We start from the raw sequence: 17,634 nt of genomic DNA, 5'->3' as shown, positions 1-17,634 counted from the left end.
ACGAGTGCCCCGGTGGTCACGGCCGAGATGGACCTGACCATTCCCCCGCGCATCCCGGGCAGGACCCGGCTGGGGGTCATGGGCGGCACGTTCGACCCCATCCACCACGGGCACCTCGTGGCCGCGTCGGAGGTCGCGGCGGTGTTCGACCTGGACGAGGTCGTCTTCGTGCCCACGGGTGAGCCGTGGCAGAAGGCGGGGCAGGACGTCACGGACGCCGAGCACCGCTACCTCATGACGGTGGTGGCCACGGCGTCCAACCCGCGCTTCACCGTGTCCCGGGTGGACGTGGACCGTCACGGGCCCACGTACACGATCGACACGCTGCGGGACCTGCACGCCCAGCGCCCGGACGCCGAGCTGTTCTTCATCACGGGCGCGGACGCCATGGCGGAGATCCTCACGTGGAAGGGCGCCGAGGAGCTGTGGCGCCTGGCCCGGTTCGTGGGCGTGACCCGCCCCGGGCACGTGCTCTCCGCCCCCGTGGGGTCGGAGAGCGTGTCCCTGCTGAACGTCCCGGCCATGGCGATCTCCTCCACGGACTGCCGCGCCCGGGTGGCCGCGGGCAAGCCGGTCTGGTACCTCGTGCCGGACGGCGTGGTGCAGTACATCAACAAGTACGGTCTCTACTGCAGCGGGACCGCTCCCAGCAGCACGTCCGGCCACGCGTCGGCGTCGGACGCGGGCCCCGTCGCGGACACGAGTCCCTGCGGGGCGCCCGACGCCGCCCCGTCCCGTTCCGCCCCCACGGATCCGCCCGGGCCGTCACGCCCGGGCCAGAGGAGCCCCTCGTGAGCACACCCCCCGACAAGCACGACGACGAGTCCCCCGAGTGCCCCTGGGCCTCCCACCCGGCCACGAGTGAGCACGAGCGGCTCTCGCCGCCCGCACCCATGATCGAGCTGGACACGCCGCCGCAGGAGAACGCCGTCAAGCCCCTCGGGCCCCGCCGGCTCGCGCGGCTGCAGCGTGAGATGGCCGAGCACGCGCGGCAGCTGCAGGAGACGACGGCGCAGAACGGGGGCGAGCAAGTGGACGACGCCCTGCTCGCAAAGCAGCATCGGCTCGCCGAGCTGGCCCTGCGTGCAGCCGCGGCGAACGAGCAGGACCGGCGGGACGCCGACCGCGCGGCCGCAGCCCGGCCCACCACGCCGGGGGAGACGAACCCCGGGGGTGGGACACCCGGGCGGGGAGCCGCTCCTGCCGCGTCGGAGCCGGCCGGCAACGAGTACTTCACCATCACGTTCCCGGGCGCGGCGCAGGCCACGGCCGGTGGGATGGATCTGGGATCGCGCGTGGCGGATCCCGCCTCCCTGCCCGCCTCCGCGGTGCACTACGGTCCGGTGACCACGCAGATCCCTGCGATCCCGTCTCCGCCGCCCGCCGAGGAGCCCACCACCGGTGCGCAGCGGACCTCGGACGGCACCGCCCGGTCCGACCACGACCACGACCACGGGACTCCCGCGGGGAGCAGCGGCCCCGAGGAGGAGCTCCCCGGTGGCGATCGCGGCCACGGCACGGAGGCGGCCGGCAACGAGCACGCTCCCGCGGCGTCGTCGGAAACCACCGAACGCACTGTGGACACCCCGGCACCCGCCGGACCGGTGCGCGCCGTGGACGCCGAGGGTCTCGAGCTGCTCGAACCCAAGGAGTACACCCGGGGGTCCGCAGCGCCCAAGGTGCTGATCACCCTGCTGCTCGTGGTGCTCGCCGCCCTGGCGGTCGTCCTCGTCATGTTCATCCTCTAGACCCACCAGAAAGGACAGCACACTCCTGTGACTGCCACCACCGAATCCACCGCCCTCGTGCGCGCCGCCGCCGCGGCCGCGGACCAGAAGAAGGCCGAGAACATCGTCGCCTTCGACGTGTCCGAGAGCCTGGCCATCACGGACGTGTTCATGGTCGCGTCCGCACCCAACGAACGCCAGGTCTCCGCCGTGGTGGACGCCGTGGAGGAGGCGCTGATCGAGCGCTTCGACCGCCGCCCCCTGCGCCGCGAGGGCAAGGGCGAGGGCCGCTGGGTGCTGCTCGACTTCGGCGACGCCGTGATCCACGTGCTCCACGACGAGGACCGGGCGTTCTACGCGCTCGAGCGCCTCTGGGGGGACAGCCCCGCCATCGACGTCCAGCTCCCGCAGGCACCCGCCGGAGCCACTCCGGGTGCTGGCGATGACGCCGCCACGCGGGCCGGCTGAGCCGCCTCCCGCTGATTTGCGCGTGCCGTCGCATCCTGTCTAGGATGATCGAGTCGTTGACGGGGAGACCGGAAACGCGGACGCCGCCGCACGGTGGCCCGGAGGAAGAATCCGGGTGAACGAGCAGTGACGGAAGCGTGGTAAAGTTTCGCCGGAAGCACGGGGCTATGGCGCAGCTGGTAGCGCACCTGCATGGCATGCAGGGGGTCAGGGGTTCGAGTCCCCTTAGCTCCACAGAAGCACGAAATCCCCTCACCGGTCACGGTGGGGGGATTTTCGCGTTCGGAGCGGGCGCGGTGCTCGATAGGGAGGGCCCGACCGTGACTCGCGTGGTCGTCCCACCTGCGCGGGCGTGCCGCGTGACCGCCGATGGGAGGGACCCGCATGACCGAGCACGCCGCAGGGGAGCGGCTGGCGCCACGGCTCGGCGAGCGGCCTCGTGACGGGGCACGGCACTCGGACGTGGTGTTGCCGCGGCGCCGGGAGCGCACGGGGGACAACCGGCCCGGCGGCCGACCGGCGGCGGGTGCAGACGGTCAGGGGCTGGAGGGCGTCCACCGGCTCAGTGAGGCTGCCACGGCCGCGGTGGGGCGTTGCCGTGCGTGACACCCTGGAACGCGCCCAGGTCCCGCTGTGCCTCGCGGCCATCGCCGTGGGCGCGGCCCTCGGGTGGGTGGCGCCAGCGTTGGGCTCGGCCGCCGCGCCGGCGGTGACCCCCGTGCTGGCCCTGCTGCTGTACGCCACCTTCCTGGGCATCCCGCTGCGAGGACTCGGGGTCGGCCTGCGGGACGGGCGCTTCCTCGGCTGCGTGCTGGTCGTGGACTTCGTCCTCGTGCCGGTCGTGGCCCTGGCCGCGGTCCGGACGGCCGGTCTCCAGGGGCCGCTGCTCGCGGGCGCCCTGCTGGTGCTGCTCGCGCCGTGCGTGGACTACGTCATCGCGTTCACCCGCTCCGCCGGCGGTGCAGCGGACCGGCTGCTCGCCACCGCGCCCGTGCTCGTCCTCGTGCAGGCCGCCGCGCTGCCGCTGCTGCTGGGGTGGATCCTGGGGGACGACGCCGCCGCGCAGCTGGTCTGGGGGCCGTTCGTCGAGGCGCTCGTGACACTCGTGCTGGTGCCTCTGCTCGCGGCCGCGGCCACCCAGTGGGCCGTGCCGCGGTGGCGCGCCGCACGCGTCTGGGAGCACGGTGTGGCCACGGCGATGGTGCCACTCATGATGCTGACACTGGGGACCGTGGTGGCCTCCCAGATCGGGGACGTGGGCGCCCGGGCTCTCGAGCTCGTGCCCCTCGTGCCCGTGTACGTGGGGTTCGCAGCGGTCATGACCGCGCTCGGGTGGGGAGCGGGCCGAGCTGCGGGCCTCGGTGTCCCCGAGCGCCGCGCCGTGGTCTTCACGGGGGTCACCCGCAACTCGCTCGTGGTCCTGCCGCTCGCGCTGGCCGCGGCGGACGGTTCCGTGCTGGTCCCGCTGGCCGTGGTCACCCAGACCCTCGTGGAGCTGCTCGTGATGGTGGCACTCGTGTGGCTCGTGCCACGGCTGGTGCCCGCGGCGGTCGGGGCCGGTTGACCCGGCGCCGATCCGGTACCGGGGCGTTGCCGCACCAGCATCGACGTGCTGCCACGCTGGCACCGGCCGGTGGCGTGTTGTCCGCGGAGTACCATGACCGCCATGCCCCGATCCTCGCGCCAGCAGCACACCCCGGCTCCCGGGTGGCGTCCCGTGGTCGTGGCGACGGTCGTGATCGTGGTGACGGCGCTCGTGGCCGGTGCGGTGCTCCTCGTGGTGAACCCCTTCCGTGACGCGGAGGCCCCCACCACCGACTGCACGCGCTACGGTCTCGCCGCAGATGATCCCAGGGCCCGTCCGCACACGGTCACCCGTGCCACGCGTGACACCGGGGAGGACCAGACGCAGGCCGGGGCACTCGGTCGTCTGGACCAGTCCTTCACGGACCGTGGGGTCACCAGCAGCTACCACCTGATCGACGGCGGGGTGGACGCCACCCGCCCCGTGGGACTCGTCGTGGACCTGCACGGAGACGGCGGGGCCGAGTTCTACGACCCTGGCGGCCGGAGCACGTGCCTCGCGGCCGTGGCCGCCTCCCACAACGCGCTGCTCGCCGTGCCGCTGTCACCGGACGACCGGGGGGAGCGCACGTGGTGGCAGGACCTCAAGACCAACCTCGCATGGCTGCGCGCCCTCACCGAGGACGAGCTGCTCGTGAGGGCCCCCGTGGACCCCGGACTGGTGACGTGGATGGGCTACTCCGGCGGCGCGGAGATGCTCAGCTACGGGGTGCTCGCGGACGCGCGGGACCTCGTGACGGGCGGCGCCGTCATGGTGGGTGGCGGTGGGGCTCCGGACAGCCTGACCACCCGGACCACGGAGCAGCACAAGCGGGACATGCGGCTGTGGTGGTTCACAGGATCTAAGGACACGGGCACCGATCCCGAGGCCGATTTCGACGCCGTGGGCGCCGCGACCGAGGGGCAGCGCTTCTACGAGCAGCGGGGATTCACCCGCACACGACTGGAGATCCTGCCGGGCCACGACCACTTCGACATGCCCGACGCCGCCATCCTGGACGAGCTCCTCACAGCGGAAAGCTCTCCCGGACCGTCCCCGGGATGAGGCCGGGGCGGGGGCCCCGTGCCCGGACGAGCACCGCGCTCCGGGGAGCCGTCAGGGCATCTTCGGACAACTCCATGCATTGGTCCGAGTATTGGACCGCCCACGCCCCCTCCCGTATTCTGGCCTCACACACTGGGCCGGCAGGGGGATGTCAACGCTGGGCACCACGGCGCGTTCACGGGATGTCGCGCCGCCGTCAGGGTCGGGGGACCCGGGCGGCTTGATCCGAACACCCGCGCGGACGCGACCTGACCGAGGCTCACGTCCGTCTCCTCCTGTGCCACGGGTCCTTAGCGAGGGGGAGCACAACAGCAGTGGACAGCCACAATCTCAGCGGCGAGGCCCACGAGGCCGGCGCCCCACGGGGCGCAGCCCCCGACAGAGCGGTCTATCCGGTGGAGGAACCACCGGCTCCGCGCACCCTGGTGGACATCGTCCTCGACACCGTCGCGCAGTTCCCGGACGCGATCGCCCTCGAGGATGAGCACGAGTCCGTCCCCTACGGAGAGCTCGAGGACCGGATCGAGGTCCACGTCCAGCGCCTGTGGGACATGGGCGTGGGTCGAGGGGACCGGGTCGGCATCCGCGTTCCCTCCGGCGGGGCAGACCTCTACGTGGCCATCCTGGCCACGCTGTTCGCGGGCGCGGCCTACGTGCCGGTGGACTGGGACGACCCCGACGAGCGGGCCCACACGGTGTGGGAGGAGGCCGGCGTGGCTGCCGTCTTCGGGGAGGGTCTCGAACTGACGCGCCGCTCGGCCGTCTCCACGGGCGAGCGGACGGAGACCCCGCGCACGCGGGACGACGCCTGGATCATCTTCACCTCGGGCTCCACGGGCAAGCCGAAGGGCGTGGCCATCAGCCACCGCTCCGCCGCGGCCCTCGTGGACGCGGAGGCCCAGATGTACCTGCAGCGCCGCCCGCTCGGGCCCGGCGACCGCGTGATGGCGGGGCTGTCCGTGGCGTTCGACGCCTCGTGCGAGGAGATGTGGCTGGCCTGGCGCCACGGCGCCACCCTGGTGCCCGCACCTCGGAGCATCGTGCGCTCCGGGCCGGACCTCGGCCAGTGGATCGTGGACAAGCAGATCACCGCCGTCTCCACCGTGCCCACGCTGGCCTCCCTGTGGCCCAGCGAGGCCCTGGACCGCGTGCGGCTGCTCATCTTCGGGGGCGAGGCGTGCCCCCTGGAGCTCACGAAGCACCTCGTGCGTCCCGGGCGTGAGGTGTGGAACACCTACGGCCCCACCGAGGCCACCGTGATCGCCACCGGCGCCCTGCTGACCGGCGAGGCGCCCATCCGCATCGGCCTCGCCGTGCCCGGGTGGGAGCTCGCCGTCGTGGACGCCCAGGGCGAGCCCGTGGCCTGGGGCGAGACCGGTGAGCTGATCATCGGCGGCGTGGGCCTGGGCCGCTACCTGGACCCCGCCAAGGACGCCGAGAAGTACGCCCCGCTGGAGTCGCTCGGGTGGGAGCGCGCCTACCGCTCCGGCGACGTGGTGCGCGCGGACCCCGAGGGCATCGTCTTCGCGGGCCGCGCCGACGACCAGGTGAAGGTCTCGGGTCGACGCATCGAGCTCGGCGAGATCGACACCCAGATGACCCAGGTGCCAGGCGTGAAGCTGGGCGCGTGCGCCGTGCACTCCACTCCGGGCGGCGGCAGCGTGATCGCGGGCTACCTGGTGCCCGAGGACGAGGGCTCCGTGGACCTCTCGGAAGCGCGCCGCTGGCTCGTGGAGCGGCTCCCGGGAGGGATGGTCCCCGCGCTGTGCCTCATGGACGAGCTGCCCATGAAGACCTCCGGCAAGGTGGACCGCAAGGCCCTGCCGTGGCCGCTGCCCACCACCAACGACGACGGCTCCGCGCCCCTCGAGGGTGACCTCGCGTGGCTCGCGGAGCTGTGGGCTGACCAGCTCGGGCCCCTGCCGTTCGCCGCGGACAGCGACTTCTTCGCGATGGGTGGCAGCTCGGTGGCCCTCGCGCGTCTGGTCTCGGCGCTGCGCCGGAGCCACCCGGACACGGAGATCGCCAAGATCTACGCCCACCCCACCCTCGAGTCCATGGCGGGCTACCTGGCCACGCTCGGGGAGTCCCACGACGTCAAGCGCGATCCGGACCCCGTCCCCGCGGCCGCCGGCTGGTTCCAGGGGGCCTTCATCCTGGCGTTGAACGTGCTCAACGGCTTCCGCTACGTCCTCGGCTCGCTGATCGTGGTGTGGCTGCTCGCGGTCGTCGCCGACGCCGGGTGGGTGCCCACCCCGCCGCTGCTGCCCCTGGTCGTGGGCTGGCTCGTGATGTTCTCGCTGCCGGGACGCGTGCTCGTGGGCGCGGCCACCGTGCGTGCGCTCACCGCCGGTCTCAAGCCCGGGCACTACCCGCGGGGGAGCTGGAACCACCTGCGGGTGTGGGCCGCCGAACGCGTGGTGGTCTACAACAAGTACGACGTCCTCACCGGCACACCCATGGCGCGCACCCTGCACCGGCTGTTCGGCAACACGGTGGGCCGGGACGCGCACCTCTACAACACCCCGCCGGTCACCGGCCTGGTGCGCGTGGGGGACCACGCCACCGTGGAGTTCGAGGCGGACCTCTCCGGCTACTGGCTGGACGGCGACGTCTTCCACGTGGGCGCGATCGAGATCGGGGAGCACGCACGCGTGGGCACCCGCACCCTGGTGGATCCCGGGATGCACGTGGGTGCCGGTGCCGAGGTGCTGCCGGGGTCCCACGTGAGCCGCGCGGTGCCCGCGGGGGAGCTGTGGGGCGGCTCGCCCCTGCGCCACCACGGCAACGCCGGAACCACCTGGCCGGAGGACTCCCCGGAGGTCACGGGCGGGATGCGCACCTGGGGGGCGCTCACCAGCCACCTGGCGTTCTCCGGAGGCGCGGTCCTGGTGGGGCTGCTGCCCTTCCTGGCGCTGATTCCCGGTGCGCTGATCGTGCTCACCCGCGTGGTCACCATCCAGGAGTACGAGGTCGTGTTCCCGATCGTGGCCGTGTGGGTTCCGGTGTTCACCGTGGTCACGGCCGTGGTGTGGCTGCTGCTCGTGGTGGGCCTGGTGCGCCTGGTCTCCGGGATGATCGTCCCCGGGTACTTCCCCCAGAACGGACCGGTGGGGTGGGCCATGTGGCTCACCGAGACGCTCATGCAGCGCACGCTGATCTCCACCTACCCGATCTACGCCTCGTGCATCACCCCGTGGTTCATGCGGCTGCTCGGCGCCAAGGTGGGGCGCAACGTGGAGATCTCCACCGCGGAGACCATCCCGCACCTCACCACGCTGAAGGACGGCTCGTTCCTCGCCGACCACGCCCTGGTGACGTCCCACCGCGCGGGCTTCGGCTGGTTGCACATCGGCACGTCCGTGATCGGTGAGCGCACTTTCGTGGGCAACTCCGGGATCGTGGGACCGGACCGGGATCTGCCCGCGGACGCACTGGTGGCCGTGCTCAGCTCCGCACCCCACCGCGCACCGGCCGGGTCCTCCTGGCTGGGCCGCACTGCGGCGCCGATCGCGCGCGCCAAGACGGAGGCGGATGCCGAGTCCACGTTCCAGCCGCAGCGGCGGCTCAAGGCGGCGCGGGCGTTCGTGGAGCTCTTCCGCTTCCTGCCCGCCATGGTCTCGGCGTGGCTGGACCTGGTGATCGTGTACGTGCTCACGGACATCTACATGTCCCACGGGATGGGGTGGAGCGGTGTGATCGCCGCCTTCGCATGGTCCGGTGTGGTGCTCACCGTGGCCAGCACCGTGGCGTGCCTGGTGCCGGTGCTCGTGAAGTGGGCCCTGATGGGTCGCTTCCGGGAGAGCGAGCGCCCGCTGTTCAGCTCCTTCGTGTGGCGCAACGAGCTCACGGACGTGTTCGCCGAGTCCCTGGCCGTGCCCTCCATGATCCGCCTGAGCGTGGGCTCGCCCCTGTTCAACGTGTGGGCCCGGCTGATGGGAGCGCACATCGGCCGCGGCGTGTGGTGCGAGACCTGGTGGCTGCCCGAGTTCGACCTGGTGCGCCTCGAGGACAACGTGTCCGTCAACCGCGGCACGGTCCTGCAGACCCACCTGTTCCACGACCGGATCATGCGCATGGAGCCCGTGACCATGCGGCGGGGCTCCACGCTGGGCCCCAACAGCTTCGTGCTGCCGGGCGCCACGATCGAGGAGCGCACCACCGTGGCACCGGGATCCCTGGTCATGCGCCAGGAAACCGTGCCCTCGGACGGCAACTGGGGCGGCAACCCCATCCGCCACCTCGAACCGGGGGACCAGGTGGTCAGCGCGCAGGTGCTGCCCACCGCGGCCCCCGCCACGCGCCGGGGATCCCACGCCGCGGCGTCGGGACCCGAGACCATCACGCAGCACAGCACGGGGTCCACCGCCATGGCCCCCGCACCGACCGCGCTCCCCGCCGGGGACCGCGCCGTTGAGCACCAGGGAGCCACCGAATGACGCAGCAGAGCATGAACGAGAACGTGGCCGAGGGGGATCTGCCCCCCGGACAGCGGCCCCAGCCCGGACCCCGCCCGCCGCGCGAGGTGTGGCTCGGGGACCGCGGGGACGAGGGCCGCACCGCCGCGGAGAGCGGACTGTGGACCTCGGCCACCCCGGTGGTCACCGCACCTCCGCGTTCCACGTCCGCCCCGCGCCAGGGCGCGGCCACCCGCAACGTGTCCAGCGCGGACGGGCGCCGCACCACGCGGCGCATCATGGGCGTGGACGTGGCCCGGGGCTTCGCCCTGGTGGGCATGATCGCCGTGCACGTGCTGCCCGCGGTCGCTGACGTGGAGGGCAATCCCTCCCTGGAGTGGCGGCTGTTCGCGGGGCACTCCGCGGCACTGTTCGCGACCCTCGCCGGGGTGAGCCTGGCGTTCATGACCGGGGGGCGCAACCCGCGGCGTGGCCGGGACGGGACGCGGGCACGGGTGTCCATCCTGGTGCGCGCGCTGGTGCTGTTCCTCATCGGGCTGAGCATCAACCTGCTGGAGCTGCCGGTCTACAACATCCTCATCTACTACGGCCTGATGTTCCTGGTGGCCATACCGTTCACACTGCTGAGCGTGCGGTGGCTGCTGGTGTCCTCGGCGGTCTTCGCCGTGGTGATGCCCTTCGTGATGCAGTGGTCCCTGTCCGTCCTGCCCGCGCACGTGTACGGCAACCCCGGGTTCGCCGAGCTGCTCACCGATCCGGGGGCCGTCCTGGCTGAGCTGTTCCTCACGGGCACGTACCCCGCCCTGCCGTGGATGACGTTCATCTGCCTGGGCATGGCCCTGGGCCGGCTGCCGCTGTCCCGGGACCGGGTGCAGGTGGTGCTCGTGATCGTGGGCGCCGTGGTCGCGGCCGCGGCCCGTGGAATCTCCATGCTGATGCTCATGCGCTTCGACCTGGAGAACGCCCTGATCGAGGCCACCCCGTGGATGACCTCTGACGACGTGTGGAACATCCAGGTCTACGGTCCGGACCCCCAGCTGCCGGACACGTCGTACCTGTGGCTGCTGCTGTCCGGGCCGCACACCAACACCCCGTTCGCGCTGCTGGAGAGCGCCGGACTGGCCATGGTGGCCCTCGGCGCGTTCCTGCTGCTGTGCCGCGTGATCGGCAAGTGGCTGACCTGGCTGGGCGCCATGGGCTCGATGACCCTCACGCTCTACGTGAGCCACCTGGTGCTGCTGGCGTTCGTGTGGACGGACACCACGCCCTGGTTCTGGTTCATCGTGCAGGTGGTCGTTGCCGCGCTGTTCGCGGTGGCCTGGCAGCAGGCCGTGGGCAACGGTCCGCTCGAGCGCCTGGTCACCCGGGTGTCCAAGGGAGCTGCCGCCGCGGTCGTGCCGCCCGAGAAGGCGCCCCCGCGGCGTCGGGCGCAGACGCCCCGGCGGTAGCCGGCCGCGCAGCCGACCTGCAGACGGACCCTCAGCCCACCGGGCGGGGGTCCGTCTGCCACGCCACGGCCAGCCGGGCGTTCTCCGCGGAGCGGGTGCGCACGTCGCTCACGGTCCACCCGTGGCCGTAGTCGGCGCGCGCCGCCGGGCCGATGCGGATGCCAGCAGGGTCACGCGACAGCCCGGTCTCCCACCCCTTCACGAGCGCCTCCACACGCACCCAGGTCCGGGTCACGTCCGCGGCCCGACGCCGCCCGCGCAGCCTCGCGAGCCGCTCCCGGTCCGCGGGGTGCAGGACGTCGAGCAGCACACCCGCCTCCACGTCGCTCTGGATCCGTTCCACGTCCACGCCCACACGACGCTGGGCCGTGACGAGCGCGACCACACCCGCGGTGCGCGAGACGGAGAAATGGACGGGCTGCACGGGAGCCGTCACGGGCGACCACGCGAAGCCGGTGCCGCTCCCCGCGGGGGCCGGGAGGGCGTCGTCGTCCGCGCTGGAGACCGACGCCGCCCGGCCGTGGATCGGACGCGGCGCGCCGGTGCGTGGGTCGTGGGTCACCGGCACCTCGTGGGGCCGGCATCCCAGGCGGTGCGCGAGGACGTGGCGCAGCGCCACCCGTGACACCGTGAACAGTTCGCGGGCGCGGGCCTCCTGGACGGTCTCCGCCCGCGCGAGCTCGAGCTCGCTCAGACACCCCGACGCCGAGAACGCCCAGGGGGCGAACTCCGCGAGGGGCAGCACGTGCAGGGTGAGGTCCGCCGGAGCCCCCGGGACCCTGCGTCGGTGGTCCGCCCACACCGGCTGCCGCAGGGCAGTGGTCCCCGCGCTCACCTCGTGCCCCCGTCGGACTCCGCCAGGGCCCGGTGCAGCAGCTCGGGGTGCTCGAGCAGGCCGTGGTGGCCACCGGGGACGGTGAGCGTGGCGCACTCCGCGTCCGTGCTCCGCGCCCAGCCGGCCATGGACCGCGCCGAGGCCGTGCGGTCCTGCTGGGCGCACACGAGCAGCACCGGGGTGCGCAGCCGCGGGGGAGCGGCGTCGTGGGACAGGGAGGCCCGCAGATCCGCGCGCAGCGGGGCGAGGACCATGGCCCGCAGATCGGGGTCGCGCAGCAGCTCCTCCGGGGTGCCCCCGAGCTCCTGGAGCCACGCCGCGAGGGCGGCGTCGTCCTCCAGGACGGCACGGAGTTCGGGATCGGGATCCGGTGGGACGCTCTTGGCGGAGAGCACCACCCGCCGCAGCCGGCCGGGTCGCTCGCGGTCCACGGCCGCGGCGAACTCCGCGGCGAGCAGAGCCCCGAAGGAGTGGCCCAGGACGGTGGTGGGCAGCTCGTCGGCGTCGAGCACGGGCAGCAGCAGCTCGAGCGCCTCGGCCACCGCGGTGCGCACGTCCACGGGCGTGGGGTCCGCCATGCGGGACTCGCGCCCCGGGCGGCGGTGGACGAGGACCTCCGTGCCGGGCGCCTGGAAGACCCGCCCGGACAGGGCCCCGGCCCCGGCGTGCGGGAAGACGACGAGACGGCGCTGCGGGGCGGCGTCGCCGGTGAACCAGCGCGCCAGGGCCGTGGTGGGGGGAGGGGTGGTGGCCAACGTCCCGGACCTCCTGAATCCGTGGGGGGGGTAGGTGCCGCCGCCGCGTGACCCGGTGCGGGGGCTGCCGGGCGGGGGAGCAGCGGTGCGGGCGGCGCGCTCCGGACGTCTCGACGGGGTAGGCGGACGCGGACCGCGGTGCGGGCGGGGGCGGTGGTGCTGCGAGGGTGGTGCGGGGGGGTGGTGCTGGGTGGTGCCGTGAATCGGATGGGGCTGTGACTGCCGGGTGGTGGTGCTGCGGGGTGGTGGTGCTGCGGTGGGAGGGGATCGCGCGCCGGGAGGTCGTAGGCTCGAGGAACCAGAGCCCTGCACCTCCCGCGGTGCGGGCGTGACACCACAGTACCCAACCGGGCACGCCGCCGTACGGGAACCGGGATGCGGGCCCGGGCCGGGCCCCTGGAACGGCCCCGCCGGCGGAGGCGCGGTCCGGGAGGGTGCGGACGAGACGGAGAGGACATCTCATGGCGGCCAAGAAGCACTCGGCACCGGCCACCCCGGCCACCCGGGCCCTGGAGGCGGCGGGAATCCCGTTCGAGGGACTGCCCTACGAGCACGACCCCCGGGCGGAGTCCTACGGGAACGAGGCGGCACAGGCCCTGGGACTGCCCCCGGAAAGCGTCTTCAAGACCCTGGTGGTGGCCCTGGACCACGGTGGCTTCGGGGTGTGCGTGGTGCCGGTCTCCGCGCGGGCGGACCTCAAGGCGGTCGCCGCGTCGCTGGGCGCCAAGAAGGCGCACCTCGCCGAACCCGGGGACGTGCAGCGGCTGAGCGGCTACGTGCTCGGCGGGGTGAGCCCACTCGGGCAGCGCACCACGCTCCCCACGGTCGTGGACGAGAGCGCACGTCGTCTGGAGCGCGTGTACGTCTCCGGCGGCCGACGTGGTTTCGATGTGGGGCTGGCGCCGGAGGACCTCGTGCGGGCCACCGGGGCCGTGTTCGCGGCGGTGGGGCAGAACCCGGGGTAGGAGAGTCGAGCGTCCTGGGCGCCGCGCTCGCCGCGCCGGGGATGCTCAGGCCACCCGCACCGTCCCCCGACGGGGCCGGTCGCTTATGCGTGTCGGACGGCCTTGGCACCGTCTCAGGAGTCGAATAAAGTTTCGAATACCTGGGGAAGGTGAGCCATCATGACGGTGCTGGACGCGGTGGAGATCGAGCGCCACGAGGACCCGTGGGAGGCGGTCCCCGTGATCGGTGGAACCCTCGTGGACGCGAGGGCCGAGGGGGCGGGGGAGGCCGTCGTGCCGGATGCCACGGGGGAGTTCTCAGTGCACTGCGACTCCTCCGGGAATCCGTGTGAGCTGTTCTACCGTGGCCGCGGTCAGCGCGTGCTGCAGCCCGTGATCCACTGGTACGAACGCTGCAACTGGTGGGATCTGGCGGATCGCGTCCCGCGCGAGAGCTCCACCAGTGCGGTGGACCGGGAGCGCTGGCGGGTCCAGGCCGTGGAGGCCGGCGCCGCGGTGGCGCGCACCTTCGAACTCACCCGGGACCAGTCCACGGGCCGGTGGGGACTGCTCCGTGTCAGCTGCTGAGACCCCCGTGCGGCACCGGGCGGTGGAAGCCCCGCACGGGTCTGTGGTGGTTGACAAACATTCGAACAAAGTTTCGAATATGGGCATGTGGTTCCCTCACCTTCACGTGGCCTCGGCCTTCAGCGCGCACTACGGTGTGGCGCGTCCCGAGGAGCTCGCGGAGACGGCGGCCGGGCAGGACGCCCAGATCCTGGCCTGCACGGACCGGGACGGCCTCTACGGTGCGGTCAAGCACGTGCTGGCCTGCCGGGCCCACGGCATCACCCCCGTGCTGGGGGTGGACCTCGCGCTGCTGGGGGCCACGCCGCCACGGTCCTCGGAGGGGCAGGGCGTCCGCGGCCCCGGAACTGCGCGCGGAGCGTCCCCCGGAGGGGGTGCGCCCCGGCGGGACACCGCGTCCCGAGGACGGAGCGCATCCCGCCGGGTGGCCCCGCCGTCCGGGACGGGGCCCGGGCGGCGTCGCCCCGTCGCGCCCCGGGTGGTCGGACGCGTGGTCGTGCTCGCCACGGGCCACAACGGCGGGGCCGGGTACGCCGCCCTGTGCCGGCTGGTCTCGGCCGCGCACCGCGCCCACGACCGCAGCGCGGCGCACCCCGTGGGGCTCACCCCCGAGCAGATCGCCCGTCACGTGCACCGCGCCGCCCGTGGCGGGGAACCGGGACTCGTGGTGCTCGTGGGGCCGGACTCGGACGTGGGCAGACTGCTGGCCCGTCGGCACTACCGGGCCGCCCGGAACGCGCTGTCCCGCTGGCAGGCGCGAGTGCCTCCCGGGGCCCTCGTGGTGGAGACCACCACCCACCTGGCACCCCAGGGTGCGCCGCTGAGCACGGGTCACGCCGTGCGCATGTACGAGATCGGGCACCAGGCGGGAGTGCCCGTGGTGCTCAGCAACGCCGTGCGCTACGCCCACCCGGGGCAGGCCGTGACCGCGGACGTCCTCGACGCCGCCCGCACGCTGATGTCCCTCGACGAGCTCGCCGGGGCGGAGCGCGGCGTGCTGCAGCCCAACGGCCAGGGCTGGCTCAAGGACGGTGACCGGATGGCGCGCCTGGCCCACGAGATCACGAGCGCCGCGGACCAGGGGGCCACCGGGCCCGCGGGACTGCTCGCGGACACCCACCACCTGGCGCAGCGCTGCGCCCTGGACCTCCAGGAGGACCTGGGGGTGGGCAGGCCCGTGATCCCCGAGGCCTCCGTCCTCGGGCTGCGGGGGGACCCGGACCGCGAACTCGCCCGCCGCTGCTACGCCGGTCTCGCCCGGCTGCACGGCGGCGAGGACTGGGACCGCACCGTCCCCGGGCTCAACCGAGAGTCCCTGCGGGGGCGTCTCGAACGCGAGCTGGACGTCATCTCCCGGCTGGGCTTCGCCGGGTACTTCCTCACCGTGGGAGAAGTCTCGGACCTGATGAGCGCCATGGACGTGCGCCACGCCGCGCGCGGCTCCGGGGTCTCCTCCCTGGTGGTGCACCTGCTCGGGATCTCCCCGGCGGACCCCCTCGAGTACGACCTCGTCTTCGAGCGCTTCCTCTCCCCGCTGCGCCCCAACCTCCCGGACATCGACATCGACATGGAGAGCGCGCGGCGCCACGACGTCTACCGGCGGATCTTCGAGCGCTTCGGCGCCCGCCGGGTCACCCTCATGAGCATGCAGAACGCCTACCGCTCCCGCGGGGCCGTCCGCGACGCCGGGCTCGCCCTCGGTCTCGGGGCCCAGGACGTGGACCACGTGGCCGGCCAGCTGTGGCGCGTTCCCGGGGGCACGCTGCGCGAGGAGATCTCCCGCCGTCCCGAACTGGCACCCCTCGCGGAGCAGCTCAGGGACAACCGGCAGATGGACCTGCTCGTGGACCTCACCGAACGCCTCGACCGGCTGCCCCGCCACATCTCCATGCACCCCTGCGGGGTGATCCTCTCCGACACCACCCTGCTGGAGCGCACCCCCGTGCAGGCCAGCGGGATCGGACTGCCCATGTCCCAGTACGACAAGCACGACATGGACCCCATGGGGCTGATCAAACTCGACATCCTGGGCGTGCGCATGCAGTCCACCCTGGCCCACGCCGTGGCCGAGATCACCCGGTTGCACCCCCACGAACCACCCCCGGACCTCGACACCATGCCCCGGGACGACCCCGACACCTTCCGTCTCATCAGCTCCACCCACACCCTCGGGTGCTTCCAGATCGAGTCCCCGGGCCAGCGCGAGCTCATCGGGACCATGGGACCCGAGGAGTTCAACGACCTCGTCGTGGATATCTCCCTCTTCCGCCCCGGACCCATGCAGGCCAACATGGTCCGCCCCTACCTCAACGCCCGGCACGGCTGGTCCACCCCCGTCTACCCCCACCCGGACCTCGAGGAGATCCTCGCCGAAACCCGCGGCGTGGCCGTCTACCACGAGCAGATCATGCGCATCATGGACCGCATGACCGGGTGCGGACTCGGACAGGCGGACGTCTGGCGGCGACTGCTCGGATCCCCCTCCGAGGGCCCCGTGGAAACCGCGTTCCGGGACGGCGCACGCGCTCGCGGCTACTCCCCGGCGGTGGTCGACACGGTGTGGGAGATCCTCCACGCCTTCGGCAGCTTCGGGTTCTGCAAGGCCCACGGAGTGGCCTTCGCGGTCCCCACCTACCAGTCGGCGTGGTTGAAGACCCACCACCCGGAGGCCTTCATGGCGGGCGTCTGGGAGCACGATCCCGGCATGTACCCGGCGCGGCTGCTCGTGGGGGAGGCCCGCCGCATGGGGATCCCCGTCCTGGGCCCGGACATCAACCGCAGCGGGGAGTGCCACCGCGTGGAGCCGGTCACCCCGCGTCCCGGGACCGTGGCCTCCGGGGACCTGGATGCGGGAATCCCCCACACCCAGGACGGGGCGTGGGGGATCCGGATGTCCTTGGGCGCCATCACCGGCATCAGCGCCGCCGAGGTCGAGCGGCTCCTGGCGGGACAGCCGTACGGGAGCCTCGCCGAGGTCCGGTCCCGGGCCCGTCCCTCCCGCAGGACCCTGCAGAGACTGGCCACCGCCGGGGCCCTCGACAGCCTCCTGCGCGATGCCGGGGCCCGTGCCTCGCGCACGGACATGGTGCGGTTCCTCACGGACCGGGCGGACCGCCCGGCCGTGGCGCGCGGAGCCACGAGCGGGGCGCAACCGGGTGAGGGGCAGCTGGCTCTTCCCCTGGGGGACGTGGACCTGACCTCCCTGCCGGCCCGGCTCCCGGAGCCGTCCCCGCAGGAGAGGGTGAGAGCGGAGATGGAGACCATGGACATCGAGGTCAGCGCCCACCTGATGGACTCCCACGCGGAGCTCATGCGCTCCTACGGGGCCACCCGCGCCGAGGACCTGCTGGGACTGCGCAGCGGCAGCGAGGTGGTGGTGGCCGGGGTGCGGGTGTCCACCATGACCCCGCCCATGCGCAGCGGCAGACGCGTGGTGTTCATCTCCCTGGACGACGGCTCCGGGGCCGTGGACTGCACGTTCTTCGACGAGGCCCAGGCCGAGTCCGGGGAGGTGCTCTTCGCCCCGACCCTGCTGCTGGTCCACGGCCACACCCGGCGCACGGGGCCGCGGGGGATCGGCATCCAGGCCGCCCGGGCGTGGGACCTCTCCCGGCCGGAGACCCTCCCGGACCCCCGCACGCTGCTGGGTTCCCGGCCTGCCGCGTCCCGCCCACCACGGGAGCAGGGCCCCGGCCACACCCGGCGGCTCCGCGAGCACGGACCGGGGAACGGGGCGGCGGCCGCACCCGGCAGAGTCCTGCGAAAGGCAGGCACACCATGACACGGAGCGTGAGCGCGCAAACGCGCGACAGTACACGCCCG

At 73.2% G+C, this 17,634-nt stretch carries 12 protein-coding genes and 1 tRNA gene; 11 read left to right on the top strand and 2 right to left on the bottom strand.

The genetic code is table 11. The annotated features are described in order from the left end of the window. The first annotated feature begins 27 nt into the window (after positions 1-27). The 8 genes from nadD to AABM36_RS08705 all read left to right on the top strand — a co-directional run bounded on the left by nadD (position 28) and on the right by AABM36_RS08705 (position 10,690). Positions 28-795 (top strand): nicotinate-nucleotide adenylyltransferase, encoded by a 768-nt coding sequence (gene nadD / locus AABM36_RS08740; protein ID WP_259897774.1) that lies wholly within the window; start codon positions 28-30, stop codon positions 793-795. Continuing rightward, a complete protein-coding gene (locus AABM36_RS08735; protein WP_423445835.1) occupies positions 792-1,748 on the top strand; it encodes a hypothetical protein in 957 nt (318 codons plus the stop codon). Before nadD ends, AABM36_RS08735 begins: the two co-directional genes overlap by 4 nt. Positions 1,749-1,775: 27 nt before the next feature. Then, positions 1,776-2,195, top strand: a complete 420-nt coding sequence (rsfS, locus tag AABM36_RS08730) for a ribosome silencing factor (protein ID WP_121240823.1) — start codon at positions 1,776-1,778, stop codon at positions 2,193-2,195. Positions 2,196-2,356: 161 nt separating this feature from the next. Continuing rightward, positions 2,357-2,429 (top strand) — tRNA-Ala (locus AABM36_RS08725). 364 nt (positions 2,430-2,793) lie between these two features. Beyond that, entirely contained in the window at positions 2,794-3,759 is a 966-nt protein-coding gene (locus AABM36_RS08720) for a bile acid:sodium symporter (protein WP_121240821.1), read from the top strand. A gap of 102 nt (positions 3,760-3,861) precedes the next feature. Then, positions 3,862-4,824: a hypothetical protein gene (locus AABM36_RS08715; protein ID WP_423445833.1), complete on the top strand. Its 963-nt coding sequence runs from the start codon at positions 3,862-3,864 to the stop codon at positions 4,822-4,824. Positions 4,825-5,219: 395 nt separating this feature from the next. Continuing rightward, positions 5,220-9,263 carry a Pls/PosA family non-ribosomal peptide synthetase gene (locus AABM36_RS08710; RefSeq protein ID WP_235005057.1) on the top strand — a complete coding sequence of 1,348 codons (4,044 nt, stop codon included), beginning with the start codon at positions 5,220-5,222 and terminating at the stop codon, positions 9,261-9,263. Then, the gene (locus AABM36_RS08705; protein ID WP_239356247.1) at positions 9,260-10,690 is read left to right on the top strand and encodes a DUF418 domain-containing protein; all 1,431 of its coding nucleotides are present in this window, start codon (positions 9,260-9,262) and stop codon (positions 10,688-10,690) included. Before AABM36_RS08710 ends, AABM36_RS08705 begins: the two co-directional genes overlap by 4 nt. A 31-nt stretch (positions 10,691-10,721) precedes the next feature. Here AABM36_RS08705 and AABM36_RS08700 read toward each other — a convergent pair whose 3' ends face one another. Beyond that, complete coding sequence (locus AABM36_RS08700; protein ID WP_259919435.1) at positions 10,722-11,525, bottom strand: 4'-phosphopantetheinyl transferase family protein; 804 nt, start codon at positions 11,523-11,525, stop codon at positions 10,722-10,724. Continuing rightward, positions 11,522-12,280, bottom strand: coding sequence for a thioesterase II family protein (locus AABM36_RS08695; RefSeq protein WP_423445831.1), 759 nt, complete (start codon positions 12,278-12,280; stop codon positions 11,522-11,524). Before AABM36_RS08695 ends, AABM36_RS08700 begins: the two co-directional genes overlap by 4 nt. A 461-nt stretch (positions 12,281-12,741) precedes the next feature. Here AABM36_RS08695 and ybaK point away from each other — a divergent pair, with 461 nt between their 5' ends. The 3 genes from ybaK to AABM36_RS08680 all read left to right on the top strand — a co-directional run bounded on the left by ybaK (position 12,742) and on the right by AABM36_RS08680 (position 17,593). Continuing rightward, positions 12,742-13,245 carry a Cys-tRNA(Pro) deacylase gene (gene ybaK, locus AABM36_RS08690; RefSeq protein WP_019309054.1) on the top strand — a complete coding sequence of 168 codons (504 nt, stop codon included), beginning with the start codon at positions 12,742-12,744 and terminating at the stop codon, positions 13,243-13,245. A 159-nt stretch (positions 13,246-13,404) separates the two neighbouring features. After that, positions 13,405-13,812, top strand: a complete 408-nt coding sequence (locus tag AABM36_RS08685) for a DUF6504 family protein (protein WP_019309055.1) — start codon at positions 13,405-13,407, stop codon at positions 13,810-13,812. A gap of 85 nt (positions 13,813-13,897) precedes the next feature. Further along, positions 13,898-17,593 (top strand): DNA polymerase III subunit alpha, encoded by a 3,696-nt coding sequence (locus AABM36_RS08680; RefSeq protein WP_050899423.1) that lies wholly within the window; start codon positions 13,898-13,900, stop codon positions 17,591-17,593. The last annotated feature ends 41 nt before the right edge of the window (positions 17,594-17,634 follow it).

This window comes from Kocuria sp. KSNUG (genome assembly GCF_049532735.1).
Lineage (GTDB): Bacteria > Actinomycetota > Actinomycetes > Actinomycetales > Micrococcaceae > Kocuria > Kocuria rhizophila.
The sequence above is the reverse complement of the archived record's forward strand: the minus strand, read 5'-3'. Positions and strand labels throughout refer to the sequence as shown.

Excerpts from the sequence above, each read along its gene's own strand:
- ybaK (WP_019309054.1), top strand. The coding sequence starts at position 12,742 with ATGGCGGCCAAGAAGCACTCGGCACCGGCCACCCCGGCCACCCGGGCC.
- nadD (WP_259897774.1), top strand. The coding sequence starts at position 28 with ATGGACCTGACCATTCCCCCGCGCATCCCGGGCAGGACCCGGCTGGGG.
- AABM36_RS08680 (WP_050899423.1), top strand. The coding sequence starts at position 13,898 with ATGTGGTTCCCTCACCTTCACGTGGCCTCGGCCTTCAGCGCGCACTAC.
- AABM36_RS08705 (WP_239356247.1), top strand. The coding sequence starts at position 9,260 with ATGACGCAGCAGAGCATGAACGAGAACGTGGCCGAGGGGGATCTGCCC.
- AABM36_RS08715 (WP_423445833.1), top strand. The coding sequence starts at position 3,862 with ATGCCCCGATCCTCGCGCCAGCAGCACACCCCGGCTCCCGGGTGGCGT.
- AABM36_RS08685 (WP_019309055.1), top strand. The coding sequence starts at position 13,405 with ATGACGGTGCTGGACGCGGTGGAGATCGAGCGCCACGAGGACCCGTGG.